This is a genomic window from Actinoplanes sp. NPDC026670, from assembly GCF_040638175.1.
Lineage (GTDB): Bacteria > Actinomycetota > Actinomycetes > Mycobacteriales > Micromonosporaceae > Actinoplanes.
Map to the genome: position 1 here is coordinate 67,382 of NZ_JBEZXU010000022.1, position 17,794 is coordinate 85,175.

Annotated in this window: 15 protein-coding genes; 9 read left to right on the forward strand and 6 right to left on the reverse strand. The window is 69.3% G+C overall.

Translation table 11 applies throughout. The features are described 5' to 3' along the window. Window positions 1–23: 23 nt before the first annotated feature. Both AB0E94_RS22520 and AB0E94_RS22525 read right to left on the reverse strand, forming a co-directional pair. Complete coding sequence (locus tag AB0E94_RS22520; RefSeq protein ID WP_360329056.1) at window positions 24–839, reverse strand: hypothetical protein; 816 nt, start codon at window positions 837–839, stop codon at window positions 24–26. 248 nt (window positions 840–1,087) lie between these two features. Beyond that, on the reverse strand, window positions 1,088–1,264 hold the full coding sequence (locus tag AB0E94_RS22525) for a hypothetical protein (protein ID WP_360329058.1): 177 nt from the start codon (window positions 1,262–1,264) through the stop codon (window positions 1,088–1,090). A gap of 504 nt (window positions 1,265–1,768) precedes the next feature. Here AB0E94_RS22525 and AB0E94_RS22530 point away from each other — a divergent pair. Both AB0E94_RS22530 and AB0E94_RS22535 read left to right on the forward strand, forming a co-directional pair. Beyond that, window positions 1,769–2,461 (forward strand): hypothetical protein, encoded by a 693-nt coding sequence (locus AB0E94_RS22530; RefSeq protein ID WP_360329060.1) that lies wholly within the window; start codon window positions 1,769–1,771, stop codon window positions 2,459–2,461. Between the two features lie 358 nt (window positions 2,462–2,819). Continuing rightward, window positions 2,820–3,122, forward strand: a complete 303-nt coding sequence (locus AB0E94_RS22535) for a hypothetical protein (protein ID WP_360329061.1) — start codon at window positions 2,820–2,822, stop codon at window positions 3,120–3,122. A 59-nt stretch (window positions 3,123–3,181) separates the two neighbouring features. Here AB0E94_RS22535 and AB0E94_RS22540 read toward each other — a convergent pair whose 3' ends face one another. The 4 genes from AB0E94_RS22540 to AB0E94_RS22555 form a co-directional block, all read right to left on the reverse strand. Further along, a complete protein-coding gene (locus AB0E94_RS22540) occupies window positions 3,182–4,219 on the reverse strand; it encodes an ImmA/IrrE family metallo-endopeptidase (RefSeq protein WP_360329063.1) in 1,038 nt (345 codons plus the stop codon). Next, entirely contained in the window at window positions 4,216–5,439 is a 1,224-nt protein-coding gene (locus AB0E94_RS22545; RefSeq protein ID WP_360329065.1) for a hypothetical protein, read from the reverse strand. The genes AB0E94_RS22540 and AB0E94_RS22545 overlap by 4 nt, the downstream gene beginning before the upstream one ends. Before the next feature lie 223 nt (window positions 5,440–5,662). Next, complete coding sequence (locus AB0E94_RS22550; protein ID WP_360329067.1) at window positions 5,663–6,619, reverse strand: hypothetical protein; 957 nt, start codon at window positions 6,617–6,619, stop codon at window positions 5,663–5,665. Beyond that, window positions 6,616–6,981, reverse strand: a complete 366-nt coding sequence (locus AB0E94_RS22555) for a hypothetical protein (RefSeq protein ID WP_360329069.1) — start codon at window positions 6,979–6,981, stop codon at window positions 6,616–6,618. Before AB0E94_RS22555 ends, AB0E94_RS22550 begins: the two co-directional genes overlap by 4 nt. 283 nt (window positions 6,982–7,264) lie before the next feature. On the opposite strand from AB0E94_RS22555, the gene AB0E94_RS22560 reads away from it, so the two are divergent. From AB0E94_RS22560 to AB0E94_RS22590, 7 genes are all read left to right on the forward strand, one after another. Beyond that, complete coding sequence (locus AB0E94_RS22560; RefSeq protein ID WP_360329071.1) at window positions 7,265–7,546, forward strand: multiubiquitin domain-containing protein; 282 nt, start codon at window positions 7,265–7,267, stop codon at window positions 7,544–7,546. Then, window positions 7,521–8,702, forward strand: coding sequence for a ThiF family adenylyltransferase (locus AB0E94_RS22565; RefSeq protein WP_360329073.1), 1,182 nt, complete (start codon window positions 7,521–7,523; stop codon window positions 8,700–8,702). The genes AB0E94_RS22560 and AB0E94_RS22565 overlap by 26 nt, the downstream gene beginning before the upstream one ends. Then, window positions 8,699–9,127, forward strand: a complete 429-nt coding sequence (locus tag AB0E94_RS22570) for a DUF6527 family protein (protein ID WP_360329075.1) — start codon at window positions 8,699–8,701, stop codon at window positions 9,125–9,127. The genes AB0E94_RS22565 and AB0E94_RS22570 overlap by 4 nt, the downstream gene beginning before the upstream one ends. A gap of 132 nt (window positions 9,128–9,259) precedes the next feature. Next, entirely contained in the window at window positions 9,260–9,979 is a 720-nt protein-coding gene (locus tag AB0E94_RS22575) for a hypothetical protein (protein WP_360329077.1), read from the forward strand. Window positions 9,980–11,738: 1,759 nt separating this feature from the next. After that, complete coding sequence (locus tag AB0E94_RS22580) at window positions 11,739–11,888, forward strand: hypothetical protein (protein ID WP_360329079.1); 150 nt, start codon at window positions 11,739–11,741, stop codon at window positions 11,886–11,888. Continuing rightward, the gene (locus AB0E94_RS22585) at window positions 11,885–12,586 is read left to right on the forward strand and encodes a helix-turn-helix transcriptional regulator (protein WP_360329081.1); all 702 of its coding nucleotides are present in this window, start codon (window positions 11,885–11,887) and stop codon (window positions 12,584–12,586) included. The genes AB0E94_RS22580 and AB0E94_RS22585 overlap by 4 nt, the downstream gene beginning before the upstream one ends. A gap of 418 nt (window positions 12,587–13,004) precedes the next feature. Then, window positions 13,005–17,669: an HD domain-containing protein gene (locus AB0E94_RS22590; protein WP_360329083.1), complete on the forward strand. Its 4,665-nt coding sequence runs from the start codon at window positions 13,005–13,007 to the stop codon at window positions 17,667–17,669. The last annotated feature ends 125 nt before the right edge of the window (window positions 17,670–17,794 follow it).

The following is a 17,794-nucleotide window of genomic DNA, read 5'->3' on the forward strand; positions in this document are numbered from 1 at the left end:
CCGGCACAGACCGCCGCAGCGGCCTAACCGTCACCGTCGGCCAGCCCGGCAGTCGTGGTGCCGACGTTCGACAGCAACGGCGGCAGACACGGACACTGCCGCAGCCTCCCAGCAGCCATACAGGCGATGACGCCCGCGGCCCGGAACAACGCAGCCATCAGTTTGAGCTCACCGAGGCCAGGCGTCACCACGTCCGGTAGAACGCCGAGCAACTGTTGTGACACGAGCGGGCCGACGGTCTCCGCGGAGGTCTTCCCCTTCACCGTGGCACCGGCCACGGCCATCGCGACGTCCACCCCGGTCGCCCAGAACGGCTGCTGGATCCGCTCGGCGACGTGCTGCACCGCCAGGCTGGCCGGGCCGTTGACCACGTCGGCGACCGTGGCGAGCACGTCGGCCACGATCGCCAACGCCTCGCAGTACGACACCCCCGTATCGGCCGTTCCCTGTCTTTGCTGGCCGCCTCCGGGCGGATCAGGCAGGACACAGGCACCGAGGTAGGCCACGGCCTCACACACGCCGTCAACCGGGCCCACCGAGCTCGCCAGGATCACCCGGACCCGCATACCGGCACCGATGGTGCCGTCACACCGCAGCTGCGACGCGGGTTCCAAACCCACATCGGCGAGGTACCAGTTGAGACCCCGGCGGGCGTCCAGCAGCCCCGCAATCAGCGAGGTGAGCGAACCCACGACGTCACGGTGACCGGCCAGGACCCTGTGCTGCTCTGATGCCAGACCCTCGGCGGCAGCGACACGCTGCTCAGCGGCCCACAACTGGTGAATCATCGCATCGATCTGCACGATCCCGGCCCGGACATCACGCCCAAGGTCATCCATCGATGTCATGGTGCTCTCCCGTCGCGACGGAGCACGTCCGCCACCACACACCGTGGCAGTCCTATGACCAGCGTACGGACTTCCGGCAAGCCGTCACGCAGTCGACAGTAGGACCCGGATGAGGCGACAGCATCCGGGTTCCGGTGATGCTTCTTCACCGGTCCAGCGGGCCGGGATGGGCCCGGCGAGGCACAGCCCGGCACAGGCCGGTGGGCGGTCGGGGCAGCCGCCGGACCGGAGATTGTCACCTACCGGCTTGGCCGCCGGAACAACGCCGCCGCACCCACCGCCAGCGCCATGACGCCACCGGCGGCACCACCGGCGACGAGTAACGCCTGCGGCACACTGCCCGCCTGCAGCCACGACAGCAGGCCACCGATACCGCCAATGAAGGCCGCGGCCAGCATCACGATCGCGATCCACACCGCCGCCAGCGAAGACTCCTGCACTGATCCCCCTCCGTTGTCTCTGCGCCACTGACCGGACGCGATACGACAACGATCACGAACAGGACGCCGACAGTCCATGATCCGAGTTCACCGATTGGCCCGCACTGGCCTCACCCTCACCTCTACCGCACCTGAGCTGAGAGAACATCCGAAACCGAACCGCACCATAGAGGTGCAGGCGTGCCAGTGTCTATATTTGTGCGGGCCAATCGGTTTCGGGAACCGTCGGGTTCCCGGTCGACTGTCGTGTTCGGAGGTTCCGTGGCAGCCGTCAGAGACCGGGAACGACACCTACGACGGGCCCGGCGTTTACGACGGGCAGCCACCGCGTACCGGGTGGCCCGGGAGCGGCTGCAGAAGGTTTATGCCGACGGCGGCCGGGTGGTGGGCAGCGTGGCTGTCCGGCACACGCTGATCACCCGGTCGGCGTCCGGTACCCCGAGCCCGGCATCGCGGCTGGTGAGCCCTCGGGGATGGGGTATGAGCCTGTATCTGACCGCGTTGTTCGACGCGCAGTCGCGGCGTCCGGCCGGCGCCCGGGTCCGTAACACCCGACCGTTGTCGGGAACCGGCACCGAACTGGGCTGGACCGATTTGCTTCCGGCAGCCGTTCCGGGCGCTGACATGCTGCGGCAGGTGCAGCGGGCACTGACCGCCCTGGAACGTGTTCGTCTCGTCGAACTGCGCCGTCCCGGCATGCCGGCACGCTACGAACAGTTCACGCTGCTCGACGAATCCGGCGGTGGGCTGCGGGGCCGGACCGGGTACGTGATCCCGCACCGGGTGGCGGCAGCCGACGGTGATCTGCTGCGCCTGCCGGCCGCATTCTTTGTCCATGGCTGGGTTCATGTTCTGCTGCCCGCCGAGATCCTGGTGTATCTGATGATCCTGGACCTGGAACAGGTGCACGGGACCGCCGGTATCTACGCCGCCGACAGTGTCAAAGCGGATGTCTACGCGATCAGCCGGGACGTTTACGAACATCACCGGGCCCTCACCGCATACGGTCTCATCGACCGCCTCGACGACCCACACCGCCGCCCCGACGGGAAACTCGCCCCCCGGCCCCGGTTCGGGGGCCCGCCGCATCCGCTGCGGTTCCGCAGCGTTCGTGGTGGCCTCGACCGTGACGCCCACCCAAGCGTCACCAACGCCCTCCAGACCGGTTGGTAGCGCGGCAGCGGGACAGAATCACGGGTGCCGGAGAAACATCACAGCCCCACCGTGCGAGACGACAGGGCGTACCTGCGGCCACTGCTCAGCGGAGACGATGAGGCCCGCCGCGGCATGCGGCAGAAGACCACGGCCCGGCCGCCTGAGCAGACACAAACCTCAGCTCACGCTACGAAACGGGGCCAATCAACGGCGAAAAGGACCGACAAGCTCAAGCCACCAGGCGGGGGCTTTCACCGATCAGCCCTGGGGGACTTCCGCAGAGCCTCATCAACGGACACATCTGGCAAGGTTCGGCCGCTCGGTGATGCCTGCCGGGATCGTATCGATCAAGGTTCGGCGCCAGTACGGTGTCGTCATGGGAGAGCTTGTCCTCGCCGTTGTCGTTTCCCTTCTGCTGGGCGGCTTGGGCGGTTACCTGATGGGTCGCCGTCGTGGTCACCGGCAGGGCCGCGATGCCGGGCACGCGGAGACCGCACGGCACATCGGCCCGGCCGCTCAGAAGGCCGCGGCCGACGCCATCGTGGACTTCCTCCAGCGGGTCAACGAGTTCCGGCCAGGTGAGGCAAACGCCGTTCGCGGGCTGGCCTGGGAGCAATACCCGGAGGCCCGGGATTACATCATGGGCCAGTTGCAGCAGCATCCGTACCGCCCTCGGTAGTCGGCACAGGCTGGTCCGGTGCACGGCCAGCCGGTAGTTTCCCGGCGTCGGGACGGTCCTCAGTGCTCGTTGCAGACGGTGGCGTCACCGTCGAAAGCCGCCAGGGGAAGGGTGGTGAAGCAGCGGTCACACCGGCGTTCGGTCACCGGCCGGCCGGTCGTCCCTGGTTCGCAGTCGCAGGTCCCGCAGTCGGGGCAGTGCGGTTCGGCGCAGGTCCGGCAGGACGGTTTCCAGGTAGTGAACTCTCGCGCGCAGCCGCCGCAGTAGCCGCTGTTACCGACGGGCCTGGTGTCCAGTGGGGCGGGCAGGGCGTCCCAGGCGGGTGAGTCGGTCACCCAGACGGCGACGGTGTAGCCGTCGGCGGTGGCCGCGTCCAGATACATTTGGGCGGTCTGTACCCCACCGGGCAGGGTGGGGCGACCGGAGCCGCGGGCGGTGCCGCCGCGCAGCGCCGGCTGCAGTCTGGCCGCGGTCTGTCTGCTGCCGCGGGCGATGGGTACGGCGTCGCCGTGTCGGGCGGTGAACTGGCTGGTTGCGTCGGGGCGCAGCAGCATGACGTAGCCGGGTGCGGGTAGCCGCTGGGCGGCGGCGACGCAGCACGCTTCGCGGGAGGCGGAGGTGGCCTGCCACAGCCGCAGGACCGCCCGGGCGTCGACACCGTCGGCGAGGACGGTGTCGACGGTGGCGTCGGGGAGCAGGACCTGTGCAGCGAACGCGTCGGCGAGGTCCTCCTCGACGCTTTTGCCGTTGTCGGGCAGGTCCCAGAAAGCGTCGGCGATCGCCTCGATCCGGGTGCACAGGTGGTGGCCGAACTCGTGGAGCACCGAGAACGCCCGCCGGCCCGGTGAGGCGTCACGCACGACGGAGATCCGCGGCGGGACCTCTGTCGCGCTGTACATCGCGGCGACCGAGCATCCGGGCCCGGCGTCGCCGGGTTCGATCCAGCCGAGGACGAGGTCGTCGACGGTGACCACGACAGCGGCCGGGTTAGCGGCCAGTTCCTGCAGGTCGACGCCGATGCTGTCGAGGTGTGCCAGCATGCTGGGCACCAGCTCGTCGATCAGCTGGCTGCGGGAGCGGTGGGTGGCGCCGGTCACGGCTGGTCGTCGAGTTCGGCGAGTTTGGCCCGTAGGTAGTCCTGGACCTTGTCGGTCCACGGGTTGACCGCCGCCGGTTCGGGGTCGCGGCCGGTGACGGTCCGGGAGGCGATCGGGGCGACGGTCTGCGCCATCAGCCACCGCTGGTCGTCTTCGGTGGAACACGTTGCGGCGGCGAGCCGCCGTAACCCGCGACGGTAGCCGGGCTGGCTGACTTCGGTGATCAGATCGTCGTCCAGGGGTGGGTTCGCGGCGAGCACGGTGGTCCGGTCGAGGCCGAGCAGGGGTGCGAGTTGACCGGCTTCGTTTGGGGTGACGCGGCCGTCTCTGCCGATGCGGGTGAACACCTCCATCGGCAGTCCGGTCTCCCGGGCCATCTGTGATGGTCGCAGTCCCCGGTCGCGGACCCGCTGGGCCAGTGGTGTCACCTCGCTCAGCGGGTCCGATCCGGGGATGGCCGCGCTGGCGCCGATCAGCGGGGCGAAGCCGGTGGCGACGGCGTCGCGCAGTTCCCGCCGGTCCAGGTCTCCCTCGTCCAGGGCGGTGCCGTAGACCGGGCCGGCCGGGGTGGGCTCACCGCGGCGCCAGGCCCGCCAGACGTCGCGCAGTGTCTGGGGTGCCGGCATCTGCTGCGTAAGGCCGGGCCGGCCTGCCGGGGCGATGAGGGTGTCGAGCACGAGCATCGGCACGGTGCAGTCCAGGCTCACGCAGACTGCCAGCGCCACATTCAGTGGGGTGGCCGATGCGGGCAGCAGCAGGCTGAACTCGTCGGCGGCGGCGAGATCGGTGGTCACCGGCGCGACGGTCACCCACCACTGGTCGACAGCGACGATCACGGCGAGTTCGGTGGCCTGCTCGCGGCGCAGCCGCCACAGTTGCCCGACGGTGACCGGTTCGCGTACGTCGGTGTCGCGGGTCAGTTCGTGCAGTGCGGGGGTGAGCCGGGTGAGCGGGCCGAGCACGGCGGCTCCTGCTGTCATGGCGCGGTGGCGGGCCGCCTGCAGGAACGCGGCGTCGTCGAGGTCATCGCCGTGATGACGGTCGGCGGCCTGCTGACGTTGCTGGCACCAGCCGCACTCGACTAGGTGTTTGCTGCCCGCAACGGTCGGGGCCAGCAGGTCGCCGTCGAGCAGGTGCGCACTGGCCAGGGAGACCGGCGGGTGCAGGTGGATGTCGGGGTACGCGGCCGGACCGGGGTCGGCAGCGGGGTCGCCGATCATCGGCGCGCACCGGTCGGGCGGCTGCCGGTCTGGCGCTGTAGCGAACTCAAGGGTCGATGATTCACCATGCGTCTGTCCTCCCGCAGGCAACGTCTCGAACTCTCATGCCTAACTCCATCTGGCTGTCTACCAAGATAAGAACGGCGCACCGACGGTAGTTGTCCGGCCCGATCGGCTACCGTCAGCCACCCTATTGGCTGATCTTTTCCGGGCAGTGGCGTGGCTAGTCGCCGGTCGGCCCGGTCGCGAGGGTTCGTGCCAGGTCGAGGACCTCGGTGCGATGTTCCTCGGTGCCGATGACCTGGACGATGATCTCCTTGACCCGGGCGGCGACCTGCGCGGTGACGCTCTTGCCGAGACCGGTGTGCTCGGCGAGTTGACGGACCGGCAGGTCCAGGTGGGCCAGCACGAGCCTCTCGCGGGGGGTGAGCTGGGCGAGTAGCCGGTCCGCGGCGTCGCGGATCTCCGTCGCGGTCTGGGCCTGGGCGACCGGGTTCACGGCCGGCATCCACGGGTCGACGTCATCGACCGGGGTGATCACCGGTGCTGGGCCGACGGCGAAGCGGGCGGCGACGGCGTCGGCGAGGTCGGCGACCGGCAGGGACGCGCCGGCTGCCCGCAGCACCGCCTCGCAGACCGTGGCCAGGGTCGTGGCATCGGCGATCGGCGACTCGCGGCGGGCGTCGGCACGCCACCGCACCACGGTGACGTCGGTGACCTTGTACGCGGCGGTGACCAGGTCACTGGCCCGGCCGTTCCAGACTCCCGGCGTGGTGCCGTCGGTCAGTTCGATGTTGCGGCCGCCACCGGGCCGGCCGGCGGCAACGACGGCGAACCGGCGGTCGTCGCCGAGGACTTCCCGCAGCCGCCGGATCAGCCGTCCCTTCACCGTCGTCCGGGCCTTGTCCCGCAGGAAGTTACGGACCACCTGCTCCAGCAGGCGGCGCAGGCTGTCGTCGTCGTAGGCCTTGACTGCGAGTTCCACCAGGCGCTGTGGTCCACGGGAATCGGCGAAAACCTCGTGGGCGGTCTCCATGATCGCGTCCAGGTCCCACCGGTGGTGACCATCCGGCGGCGGGAAGTTCCCGGCCCGGGCCACCGCACGCACACACCGGTACAGCTCGACGGTGGCCTCGGTACCGAACGCGCCGTCGCGGCGCAGTTCCTCCCATGCGCTCATGCCAGCCCCTCCCAGGCTTCGGTGATGCGGGCGAGCAGTTTCTCGTCCATCTTGGCGAACACACCGAGCTCCGGGTCGTCGTAGACGGCGAACGGCACCCGGTAGAACCGGCGCGGCTGCCACAGACCGGGTTCGGTGCAGCACGGCAGGGCCGGGTCGGCGTCGTGGTAGATGTCGCCGGCACGCTTGTTCTGCAACTGGCTGGTGCGGGTGACGACGATGACCTTCCGTTCGGCCCGGAGCACTCTGATCACGACGGTCGGGCGGCCCTCGTGCGGGTCCCGTTCGTCGTAGCTGTCGCGGGGCAACTTCGTCACCAGGCCGAGATAGGGCTGGAAAAGCTGCATGTTAGGCCACGTCATCGTGGGCTACTCCTACCTGCCGGCCCGACGGCCATCAGTAAACGCGACATGAAGCATACGGACCATGGCCAGCCGGGTCACCGCCCGCCACCCCCGTACCCACCGGCGTGTCGCCGGCCCCGCAGGCCCGGGGCGGCACAGATCAGAGCAGGCTCCAGGCGGCGTCCGAAAAACGTCACCGCGATGATCGGACACGGCGGCTCGGTCCGCCGTCATACCCCTGCGACAGCAGGCCGCGGAGGTGGTGAACGGCCTCCCGGCCCGGAAACGAAAGGCAACCGTCATGTCCGAACCCGACACGGCCACCGCCGTGGACGAGCGCCCCACGGGGCGCCGCTACACCATCATCGTCAACTCCCGCCCGAAGCACGTCGACGACCGGGAACTCACGTTCACGCAGATCGTCGCCCTCGCCTTCGGCGACGGCACGGACGCGGACGTGACGTTCACCGTCACCTACCACCGCGCCGCCGGCGCACGCCGCGAGGGCACCCTGAGCGAAGGCGGCACGGTCACCATCAAGGACGGAACGATCTTCGATGTCACCCGCACTCGTCGCTCGTAGCCCGGACCTGCGCCGGCTGCGTGACGAGGGCTACGAGATCGCCGTCGTCGGCGCTCACCTCGTGCTCTCCCACGTGCCCTATCTCACCGCGAACCGGCAGGTGAAGCTCGGCGTCCTGGTCGCCGAGCTCACGCTCGCCGGTGACACCACCGTCCGGCCGCACACCCACGTCGTCCGGTTCGCCGGCGAGCAGCCGTGCAACGCCGACGGCCAGCCGCTGACGAAGGTCATCAACAGCCCGGTCCACGAGCAGATCACACCGGACCTGACCGTCACCTTCATGTTCTCCAGCAAACCCGACACCGGCTACGCGGACTACCACGAGCTGATGACCGCCTACATCGCCATGCTGGCCACTCACGCCGCCGCCGTCGACCCTGACGCGACCGCCCGGACCTACCGGGTCGTCACCGCCGCCGGGACCGGTTCGGTGTTCCGGTATCTCGACACGGCGACCAGCCGGGCCGGTATCACCGCGGCGAACGCGAGACTCGCCACCGACCGGATCGCGATCGTCGGGCTCGGCGGCTCCGGCTCCTATCTGCTCGATCTGCTGACCAAAGCCCCGATCGAGCAGATCCACCTGTTCGACGGCGACGACCTGCTGCAACACAACGCGTTCCGGTCCCCGGGCGCGGTGACGCTGCAGCAGTTGCAGGCCCGGCCGAAGAAGGTCGACCACTACGCCCAGATGTACGCGGGCCTGCGCGACGGCATCGTCGCGCACCCGTACTTCCTCGACGAAAACAACGTGGGCGAGCTCGACGGCATGTCGTTCGTGTTCCTCTGCCTGGACCAGGGCGGCCCGAAACGGCATCTGGTCCAGGCGCTGGAACGCTTCGGCGTCGGGTTCATCGACGTCGGCATGGGCCTCTACCTCACCGACGACCATCAGGTCGCCGGGCACCTGCGGACCACCACCAGCGTCCCGGCTCAGCGTGATCACATCTGGCAGCAGCGGCTGATCCCCTTCGATGACGCCGCCGCCGACGACTACGGCAGCAACATCCAGATCGCCGAGCTCAACGCGTTCAACGCCGCCCAGGCCGTGATCAAGTGGAAGAAGCTCCGTGGCTTCTACAACGACCTCGGCGGTGAACAGCACAGCGTCTACGCGATCGCCGTGAACTCCCTCGTCACCCAGGACACGACGTGACCCGCCGAACCGTCCTCGAGCACCGCTTCGTCGACGCGGCCCCCGAGCACCTCGACGATGGTGTCGTGTACGTGTCCATCCCGTACGCCACCGCCCTGCACCGGTGCGCCTGCGGATGCGGCACCGAGGTCGTCACCCCGCTGAGCCCCGGCGGGTGGACCCTGCTGTTCGACGGTCGGACGGTGTCGTTGCAACCGTCGATCGGCAACGGGAACCTCACCTGCCGGTCGCACTACTGGATCCGCAACGACCGTGTCCAGTGGGTCCCGCACCGCCCCGGCGCCACCGCCGGCCAGGGACGACCGGTCGTACACGTGCCCACCGGCCTCGGCGATCACATCGCCCCGGCGGCGCCTTCCGTGCCTGGCAGGCGCCGATGGATCTCGGCGCTGCTGGCCCGGCTGTGGGACCGGATCCGCCGATGACGTCGCTCTGCCGGTCGTGAGGTGTCACGACCGGCACCGACGAGCGCAGCCGCCCCCGGCCGGCCACCGTGTCCTTCCATACTTGCCAGGACCGTCGATGATGGAGAAGCACGAGCACTCGATCTCGGAGGTGTGACCATCAGCGTCTCCCCGGCCCCGCAGGGCACACCCCGCCGCCGTCGCGTCGATCTGGGAGTCTTCGGCAACCAGACGGTCGTCGGTGTCATCACCTTCATCGCCCTCATCGTCGGCATGATCAGCGCACTCATCGCCTACCTCGACTGGCAGATCAACGTGACTCAGGGCGCTTCCACGGTGTCGAGCCCGTCCCCGAGCGTGGCGACCGGTCCAACACCGTCCATGGCCGCCAGCGAAACGAAACCGGCCATCACCTCGCCCGCCACGGTGCCCGGCACCCGCTCACCGGCAGCTACCGCCTCCCCACCCCACGCGCCTGCCCCCGCCGACAGACCTCCGGCCGAGGACCTCAGCTACCGGCTCAGTTCCACCGCCGTCAATGCGGACACCGTCGCAGTGACCGCCGACGCATCGGGCCAGCCCCAACCAGGCCTGACGTACTGGTTCATCGTCGAGACGAACTGGGGCGACGGCAACATCGACTACTTTCCCCGCCGGAAGCTGACCGGCGCCAGCCAGGAGTTCGAGATCACGATTCCCCCGGACGCCGAAGCGAAGTACGTCCGTCACGGCAGGATCTACGGTTTGACCAGCTCGCAGAGCGCCGATGCCGAAGGCAAGCTCGAACGGCAGAGCACCACCAGAACCGACGACTACTTTGATCGGGCCACCGGGCAGATCTCGTCGAACGCGATACGACTGCCGTTCTCCTGACTGTAACGCCACGACGTGATGTCGCGCCGGACGGTCGGGAGCCACGCCGCACGCCGGTGAGGGGCGCAGCCCAGTTACCGGACACATGGTGAACGGCCACACCCAACCCGGCCTACCAGGCAGGCCGACCTACCGGACAGGCCCGCCCTGGGCGCGCGCTCGCCGGTCCACCTCCGGCACCAGGGGTGACGGCCTGCACGGCGCCCGGCCGTATCGTTGACAGAGCACACCGGCGGCCGCCGGATCCAACAGCGGCCGTATCGGACCAGAACGGCCGGCGCCGGCGTGAAACACGACCCACCGAGGCTCGTCCGGTTCGGTTTCGACGCGGCCGCTGCTGCGCTCGAATGCCTGCCCGTGATCACCGTCCACCGCGCGAGGCGGCTCATGGCACACCGATAACCCTGCCGTCACCGGGAAACGCCCGGTCACCAGGCCCGCGGCCCAGCGACAACCAGCTGGGAGCGGCACCACCAGGACTGTCACCCGACCCGACAGCATCACCATTCAGGTGACCGCCGGCCAACACAACCGTCAACACCGAACACAACACAACACCAAACACGACAGCCCACTCCACCCCGAAACAAGAGCGAATCTCCCAAGAAGTCCGTTTAGCACGTTAGGAGTGGTTCATTCCCGACCTCGTGTACCGGCCGCGGGCATCTCCGGCCCACATAAATCGCCGGACGCCGATCGGCATTACAACGCACTTCACGGAGAGAAAGACCACGAACAGGCGGTCGTACCATTACCCCTGTCAGCGCTCGCTCGCTTTCCTGTCGGGCGCCTATTGCAGAACTTACTCCGGCGCCTCACCGACGGACTGGATTCATCAATAGCCGCGCGGCGGACCGGTGCGAGAATCGCGGGATAGAGATTCCCGCTCCATGTTCCAAGGTCGACGATGATGCGGCTTTGGCGTGTGTCACTTTGTCCGACGCCGACCCACCGTTCACTCTCACGGACTAAAGGACGGCGATAGTCTCACATCGAGATGATTTGCGGCGGCAGGTCGCGATGTTGCGAAAGTTTGCGCAGCATCACGGGCGCGGTTTCGCGACGGCGCAGGTGGCGGTGGCCGGCCGGGCCACGACACGGGTCGAGCGCGCAGCGAAGTTGCGTGAGGGTGGCGTCGGGGGTGTCTCAACCGGCACGCTCTCGTTGGTCCTGCGTGCAGCAGGGCAGCAGGGCAGTGCCCGGCGGACACACTGTGCGATTGACCTGGTGTCGATATCTGTGTCCGAGTAGGGTGACGACACATCGGGAGGCGATGTCGTTTCCCCCGATCGCTGGGTCGAGTTGGTCCTGGGCCGGCATCGGAAATGGTAAGGCCCGGAGGGTCGCTGTGGTGGCAATCCTTTCGGGATGGTCGAGGGGCTGCCACGACACGGAGATTGCCGTTTCGTGGTTCAGCCCCTTTACCGTTTCCCGCCACGGTGTTCCGTAGCCCACAGCGAGTGTGAGCATTATTCACGATCAACGCTTCCGGTTCGCCGCGCGGCGAAAGGTTGCGCATCGGTGCGCATGTCTCGACCGCTCTTTGCGAACCGTGCGGTGTGGGGCAAGATGGGTTCGCGCGGCGACGACGCCCGCCCACCACCGGGATCGTGTCGCGTATCTGCGCCTGAATAGGCCCAGGACCACTTTGAAGATCCACATTGATTGGGGTCAAAGAATGCGATCGGTTCCCCCTGTCTTCAGGTGGGCGGACCGGCGCGCTCGGTGGCGCGTCGTCGTTCTCGTCATCTTCGTCGCGATGATCGGTCTGCCACAGCGCGCGGACCGCCGGGCCGCGGCCGGTGGCGCCTGCCCCGCGGCCACCGTCGCGTTGCCTGCGGCCGAGACCGTCACGTCGTTGGCGATGCCGTCGGCGCACCGTCTGGCAGCGTCGGATCACGAGCGGTGAGCGCCCGCCAGCCGAGGCAACATGACGGTTCGGCAGACCGGGAACCGGAGAGCGTCAGCCGCGGGCGGCGGTGGGGTCGGTCGGCGCCACCGCCCGCCGGGCCGCTGGCCGCGCTGACCAACGGCGGGGATCAGCAGATCGTGCTGCAGTTGGCGCTGCCCTCGGATCAGGAGCTGATCTATGCCCGGGCGCGCCTGCTCGATCAGCAGGCGGCCGCTCCTGAGCTGGCTAAGCGGTTGACGGAGGCACGTCTGGCCGCCGGCAAACCGCCGATGCGGCAGATCGGCAAGAACGTCGGCTACAGCGTCTCGACGGTCTCGAAGGTTCTGGCTGGCAAGATGCCCGCCACCTGGACGATGGTGCACGCGCTGGCCCGCGAGTTCGGTGTGCCCGACACCCTGGTCAACGAGTCATGGAAGCCGCTCTGGATCGCCGCGGAGTCGTACCGCCAGCGCAAAGAGGGCAGTCTCGAGGTCAAAGCGCAGGACCAGGTGGCGGCGCCCGCGGGGCACGCCTGCGACCGGTGCGGCGCCTGGGTGATCGACACCGCCAAACACGTCGCCTGGCACATGGAACTCGAGCCGTCGTCACCGGTGGAGACGCCGCTGGAGTCGGTCGGGAACCCCGCCGACGGCGATCCTTGGGAACCGGTGCGCGCCGAACTGCAAGGAGTGCTCGACCCGCGCCAGCAGCGGTAGAGCGGAATCCGTCGGTCTGCCCTCCGGAGAAGCGGACAGGATGTCGCGCTCTGCACGGAGCGTAACCGAGTTCTGTCCACAATGCACTTCGATGACGTTCTGGGAGTGTCCGAGTGTTGCAGGAACACATCGCCGCGTCCAAGGCCGCGGTCGTCAACCTCTGGCCCGGTGACGGCCGCCGGGTGTGCTCGCCGGCATGGTTCACCGGGGAACACGGCAGCCCTGGACGGACACCACCGCCTGGTGTCCTGACGTTGCGGGAGAACGCTCGGCCCGCCTCGTCCGCCGGAGGCCGTACCGGCGGTGCGACTACCTGCCCGCCCGTCGGATGTGGTGACGGCCGCGGATTCTACAGACGGTCCGATCGGACCGCACCGGTCAGCACGCCGGCTCCAGCGGCGGCCGTCACGATTGGCGTGTGGTGGGGCTCTCCAGCGAAGAGGTGAACAGCCGCCGTCTCACCTCGCTGGTCGAGGCGGCCACCGTCGCACTGACAGCCCCGGCCTCAGGTCAGGAATCCGCCGCGACCGGTTTTCTCATCACCACCCGGCTGGTAGCGACCTGCGCCCACGCTGTCCCAGCCGTCGGCACGACGTTGCCGCCGACCATGGACGCCCAGGTCCCGGCGGCCGGCCACGCCATCACCCTGGGCACAGCAGACGACCGGATCTTCGCCGCGACCCGCGGATATGATCTGGCGCTACTGGAGATGACGGACCTGGACCAGCCGCTGCCAGGAGCGGTGCCGGTGCTGCTCGACCCGGACGTGCAGATCGGCGACCAGCTGTGGTCCTACGGGTATCCGGCGAACTCCTACCGTGGTGGCCAGGCCGCCACGTTCCGCTTCGAAGGCTGGTCACGCCGTAAGGACGCCCCGGCCCTGGAGCTCGGGCGGCTGCGTGGCACCCCGGTCAAGGCCGGGGCCAGCGGCAGCCCGGTACTGAACCTGCGCACCGGTGCGGTCTGCGGCATGCTGATCACCTCCGACCACGCGGGTAGCGCGCACATGCTGTCCGCGGCCCAACTCCTGGAGTGTTGCCCGGACGCCCGCCAGGCACGTGACCTGCACGCCACCCTGCGCCGACCGTGGCTGGCCACGCTCACCGACCAGCAACTGCTCCGGGGAGGCTGGTCCTACCCGTGCTCGCAACTGCGCGCATACCTGGAGGCGGCGCAGCGGGCCGCCGACCGGCACCCCTACCGGGAGTTTTCCCTTCCCACGGTGTCGGGCCGGACCAGAATGCCCCCGCTGTCACGGGTGTACGTGCATCAGTCCGCGGCCTCCCGCACCGGCAAACCGGCCGGTAGACGTCCCACCGTCCCGGCACCGGTGCCGGCGGCTCAGATCTTCGACCAGGACGGAGATTTCCTGCTGACCGGCCCTGCCGGGTCGGGCAAGTCCAGTCTGCTGCGGATGGCGGCGCTGGAGTCGATACGCCGATGGCAGCGTGACGGTGACACGGTGGTCCCCGTCCGGGTGCAGGCCCAGGACCTGCTCGGTGACATGCCGTTACCCGAGGCGATCGCCGTGGCCGTCACCGCGGACCTGGCCACGGTCGGCAGCGACCGGCGGTGGCCGGCCGACTTCTTCCTACGCCGGCCGTTGCCGGCCGTGGCGTGGCTGGTGCTGATCGACGGCTTCGACGAGATCGTCGACGGCCGCCACCGACAGACGGTGCTCGACAAGATCGCCGGGTTCCGGGCCGGCACGGACGGTTCACACCGGTTCGTCATCGCGACCCGCCCGCTGCCCGGCCTGCACTTCGCCGACGACTGGCCGGTCCAGACGTACCGGCTGCTGCCGTTGACCGACCGGCAGTTCCGCCGGTTCGCGACCGGCTGGCTGGCCTGGCTGGGTGTCGAGTCACCCGCCGAAAGCGCCGACCGGCTCCTGGTACAGCTGGTGGAACGCGGCCAGGACCGGTTCTGCCGCCTGCCCCTGGTCACGATGATGACCTGCCACCTGTACGCCCGGCACCCCGGCGGTCTGCTCCCCTCCAGCGACGTCGAGGTGTACCGGCGATTCGTCGCGCTGTTCAACGACCGCTTCTTCGAGTCCGGTATCCGCACCGACCTGACAGGGCTGGCGCAACCGTACGGTGACCTGGCCGTGGCCGCCGTCGACCGGCTGGTCGCCGAGTCCGGTGTGCTCCTGCGAACGCTGGCCTGGGCCCACCGCGGCGAACCGGACATCCGCCTCGGCGCCGCGGCGATCTGGCACACCCGCCTGATCCGGCCCTCCCACCTGTCCACAACGTTGTGGGACCAGATCGTTCGCGGCGCGCTACGGCGCAGCGGGCTGCTCATCGAACACGATGACGACTTCATGTTCCTACACGAGAGCATCGCGGAGTTCCTCGCCGCCGACCACGTCGCCGACCACGACGAGCTCAGCCGGCACGAGTTCGCGGCTCTGCTCCCGGACCGCGCCGGGGACTGGGACGCAGCACGGGCCGCCTGGCAGCATCCGTTCGCCCGGTTCCTGGCCCATCACTGGCGCAACCGACCGGACCTGGACGCAGCGCTGCGCCGGGCCGTCCGGCACGGCGGACTCGACGCCTGCGCCTTCATCGCCGCTCTGAGCACCGATGGCATTACGCTCAGCCCGCGGCTGCGCAGGATGGCCACCAGCCGGCTGCGGCGCCTGGCCCGTGGCCCGGGTGACCCGGCGCGTGCCCGCACCGCTGCCGAGATCACCGTCGTCGTCGACCCGATGACGGCCCGGCGGACGCTCGCCGACCTCGCCACCAGCCGGCACTCCCCCACCCCCGACCGGCACTGGGCGATCCGGCGGCTGGCACTGCTGCTGGAACCCGAAGCCGTGCTCACCAGCAGCCACGACCGGCCCGGTCCGCCACGCTGGGCGTTCGACATCCTCGCCCGCCATCCCGGCGGCAGGGACCTGCTGGTCCGACTGGCCCGCGACCACCGGTCGACCGCCGCCGACCGACGGGCAGCCGGGGAGGCCCTGCACGCCGCGGGCGACCTCCGCGGCGCCGGCCTGTTGTCACGTGTCGCCGCCGACCAGAGCATCACCGTGCAGGAAAGACGATGGGCGGCCGAGACAGCCCTGGAGGGACCGGACGGCCGCTGGAGACCCGGCCGGTGGCGGCGGGCTCGCCTGGCCCTGTTCCTGGAAGACGACACCGATCTCGCCGGCGAGGTCATCGACCCGCTGATCGCGATCCACCGCACCGTTCATCCGAACGCCGATCTCGCCATCCTGCGGCACGCCTTCGACATCGCCGCCCGTGGCCACTCGGGGCAGTTCACCACCTCCGGGCAACCGTACGTGAACCGGCCGGTGATGGTCGCGACGATCCTGGCCGAGCTCGGTATGGACACCACCACCCTGATCGCCGCCCTGCTGCAGGAGCTCGGCCCCGGCGCCGGCCACGCCCGCGCCGCGTTCGGCCCCGAAGTCGACTACCTCGTCACGCACCTGCCCGGACCGGACCCGGGCCAGCTGAGCGAGGCGGCAGCCGTCGACGCCGCCCGAACGACGATCATCGCGGCAGCCCACGACATCCGGCTCCTGATCATCAGCCTGGCCGTACGGTTGCGGGACATGCGCATCCTGTCCGAACGTCCCCGCAGCGAACAGGAACGCATCGCCGCCCAGACACGTGACCTGTTCGTCCCGCTGGCCGCCCGGCTCGGCCTGCGACAACTACGCCGCGAACTGGAGGACCACACCGTCCGCGTGCTCTACCCGAACCGGTACACCCAGATCGACCGTATGCTCTCGCCCATCTACGCCCGCGACACCCATCGTCAGGCGGTCACCGACCTGAACACCGCGCTGCGCAACAGCCGGGTCCCCTCGGAAGTGGTCGTGGCACCCCGCACCCGCTACACCGTCCACCAGGAACTCGACCGGCCCAGCCACCCTCTCAACGACGCCGCCGACACCCTGGTGCTACGTCTGGTCGTCGCCGACGAGACCGACTGCTACACAGCACTGGGTGTGGCGCACAACCTCTGGCGTCCCGTACCCGGCAGCTTCCGCGACCACATCACCACACCCGAGTACGGCCTTTATCAGTCGCTGCACACCACCGTCATCAGCGCAGACGGGCTGCGTATCGAACTGCGTATCGGCACCTCGCGGATGGTCCGCGTCGCCGAATACGGTATCGCGGCCCCGTTCCGCTACCCAGCCCGATTCCGGACCGGCGTGATCATGCCGGACTGGCTCGGCCCGCTCGCCGAACGGCTGCGCCACCTCGACGATCCCCTCGGCGTATGGACCGTGCTGCGCTCGGCACTGTCCACCCGCGAGATCAGCGTCTTCACCCCCACCGGCCAGATGGTCACGGTGACGCAGGACGCGACACCCGACGACATCGCCGCGCAGTATCCGCCAAACCCCGGCACCGAGTACGTCGGAGTCCTCGTCAACGGCCGCCCAGCGGCGTTCGGCTGCCCGTTGACCGACGGAGACATCGTCGAGATGCTCGCCGACACCGCCGGCACCGCCACACCAACCGACGCCGCCGCGGTCCGGTTCACGGCGGCCCGCACCGCCGTCCGCCGCGGCCGGCGCGCCGATCCGGCCCACGCCGCCACGGCACGCGTGTACAGCGACCCAGGCCTCATCGTGTCCGGCAGCACCTACCGGTGGATACGGCTCGCCGGCTGCTGCACGCCTTCCGCCGGTGACCCGATTCAGGGCAATCGCACGCACGACGGCGGTATCCGGGTCCACCGCAGCGGTTGCCCCGACCAGCCTGGACGTCCAGACCGGCACGTAGACGTGCGATGGCAACGACCCAGGCCGGTCTTCCGGGCCGCCGTGGTAGTGCAGTCACTCGACCGCGGTGGCCTGCTGGCCGACGTCTTCGAGGCCATCGCCGTGCAGAACGGTACGGTCTCGTCCGCCAACGCCACAGCCGACGGTCGGGTCATGGTCCTGCACTGCACTGTCGAGGTGACCTGTATCGGGCACCTGCAGCGGCTGATCGCCACGATCCGCCGCATTCACAGCGTGTTCGACACCTTCGCCGAAACCCCACCGGTCGCAGCCGAACCCACGCCAGGTACTCCCGACCACCAACCCGCCACGCGCGGCCTGGTCTCATAACCGACGGCGACCTCGAACCGGCCACTGCGTCGGCAGGTTCCAGCAGCCCGTACACCACCCGGCGTCGGATCGTCGACCCGATCGCAGCCGGCCAACGGGTCGCGTGTGGGCCGCTGACATCGGGC

Excerpts from the sequence above, each read along its gene's own strand:
- AB0E94_RS22535 (WP_360329061.1), top strand. The coding sequence starts at position 2,820 with ATGGGAGAGCTTGTCCTCGCCGTTGTCGTTTCCCTTCTGCTGGGCGGC.
- AB0E94_RS22555 (WP_360329069.1), bottom strand. The coding sequence starts at position 6,981 with ATGACGTGGCCTAACATGCAGCTTTTCCAGCCCTATCTCGGCCTGGTG.
- AB0E94_RS22580 (WP_360329079.1), top strand. The coding sequence starts at position 11,739 with ATGATCGGTCTGCCACAGCGCGCGGACCGCCGGGCCGCGGCCGGTGGC.
- AB0E94_RS22560 (WP_360329071.1), top strand. The coding sequence starts at position 7,265 with ATGTCCGAACCCGACACGGCCACCGCCGTGGACGAGCGCCCCACGGGG.
- AB0E94_RS22530 (WP_360329060.1), top strand. The coding sequence starts at position 1,769 with ATGAGCCTGTATCTGACCGCGTTGTTCGACGCGCAGTCGCGGCGTCCG.
- AB0E94_RS22550 (WP_360329067.1), bottom strand. The coding sequence starts at position 6,619 with ATGAGCGCATGGGAGGAACTGCGCCGCGACGGCGCGTTCGGTACCGAG.
- AB0E94_RS22520 (WP_360329056.1), bottom strand. The coding sequence starts at position 839 with ATGGATGACCTTGGGCGTGATGTCCGGGCCGGGATCGTGCAGATCGAT.
- AB0E94_RS22565 (WP_360329073.1), top strand. The coding sequence starts at position 7,521 with ATGTCACCCGCACTCGTCGCTCGTAGCCCGGACCTGCGCCGGCTGCGT.
- AB0E94_RS22545 (WP_360329065.1), bottom strand. The coding sequence starts at position 5,439 with ATGATCGGCGACCCCGCTGCCGACCCCGGTCCGGCCGCGTACCCCGAC.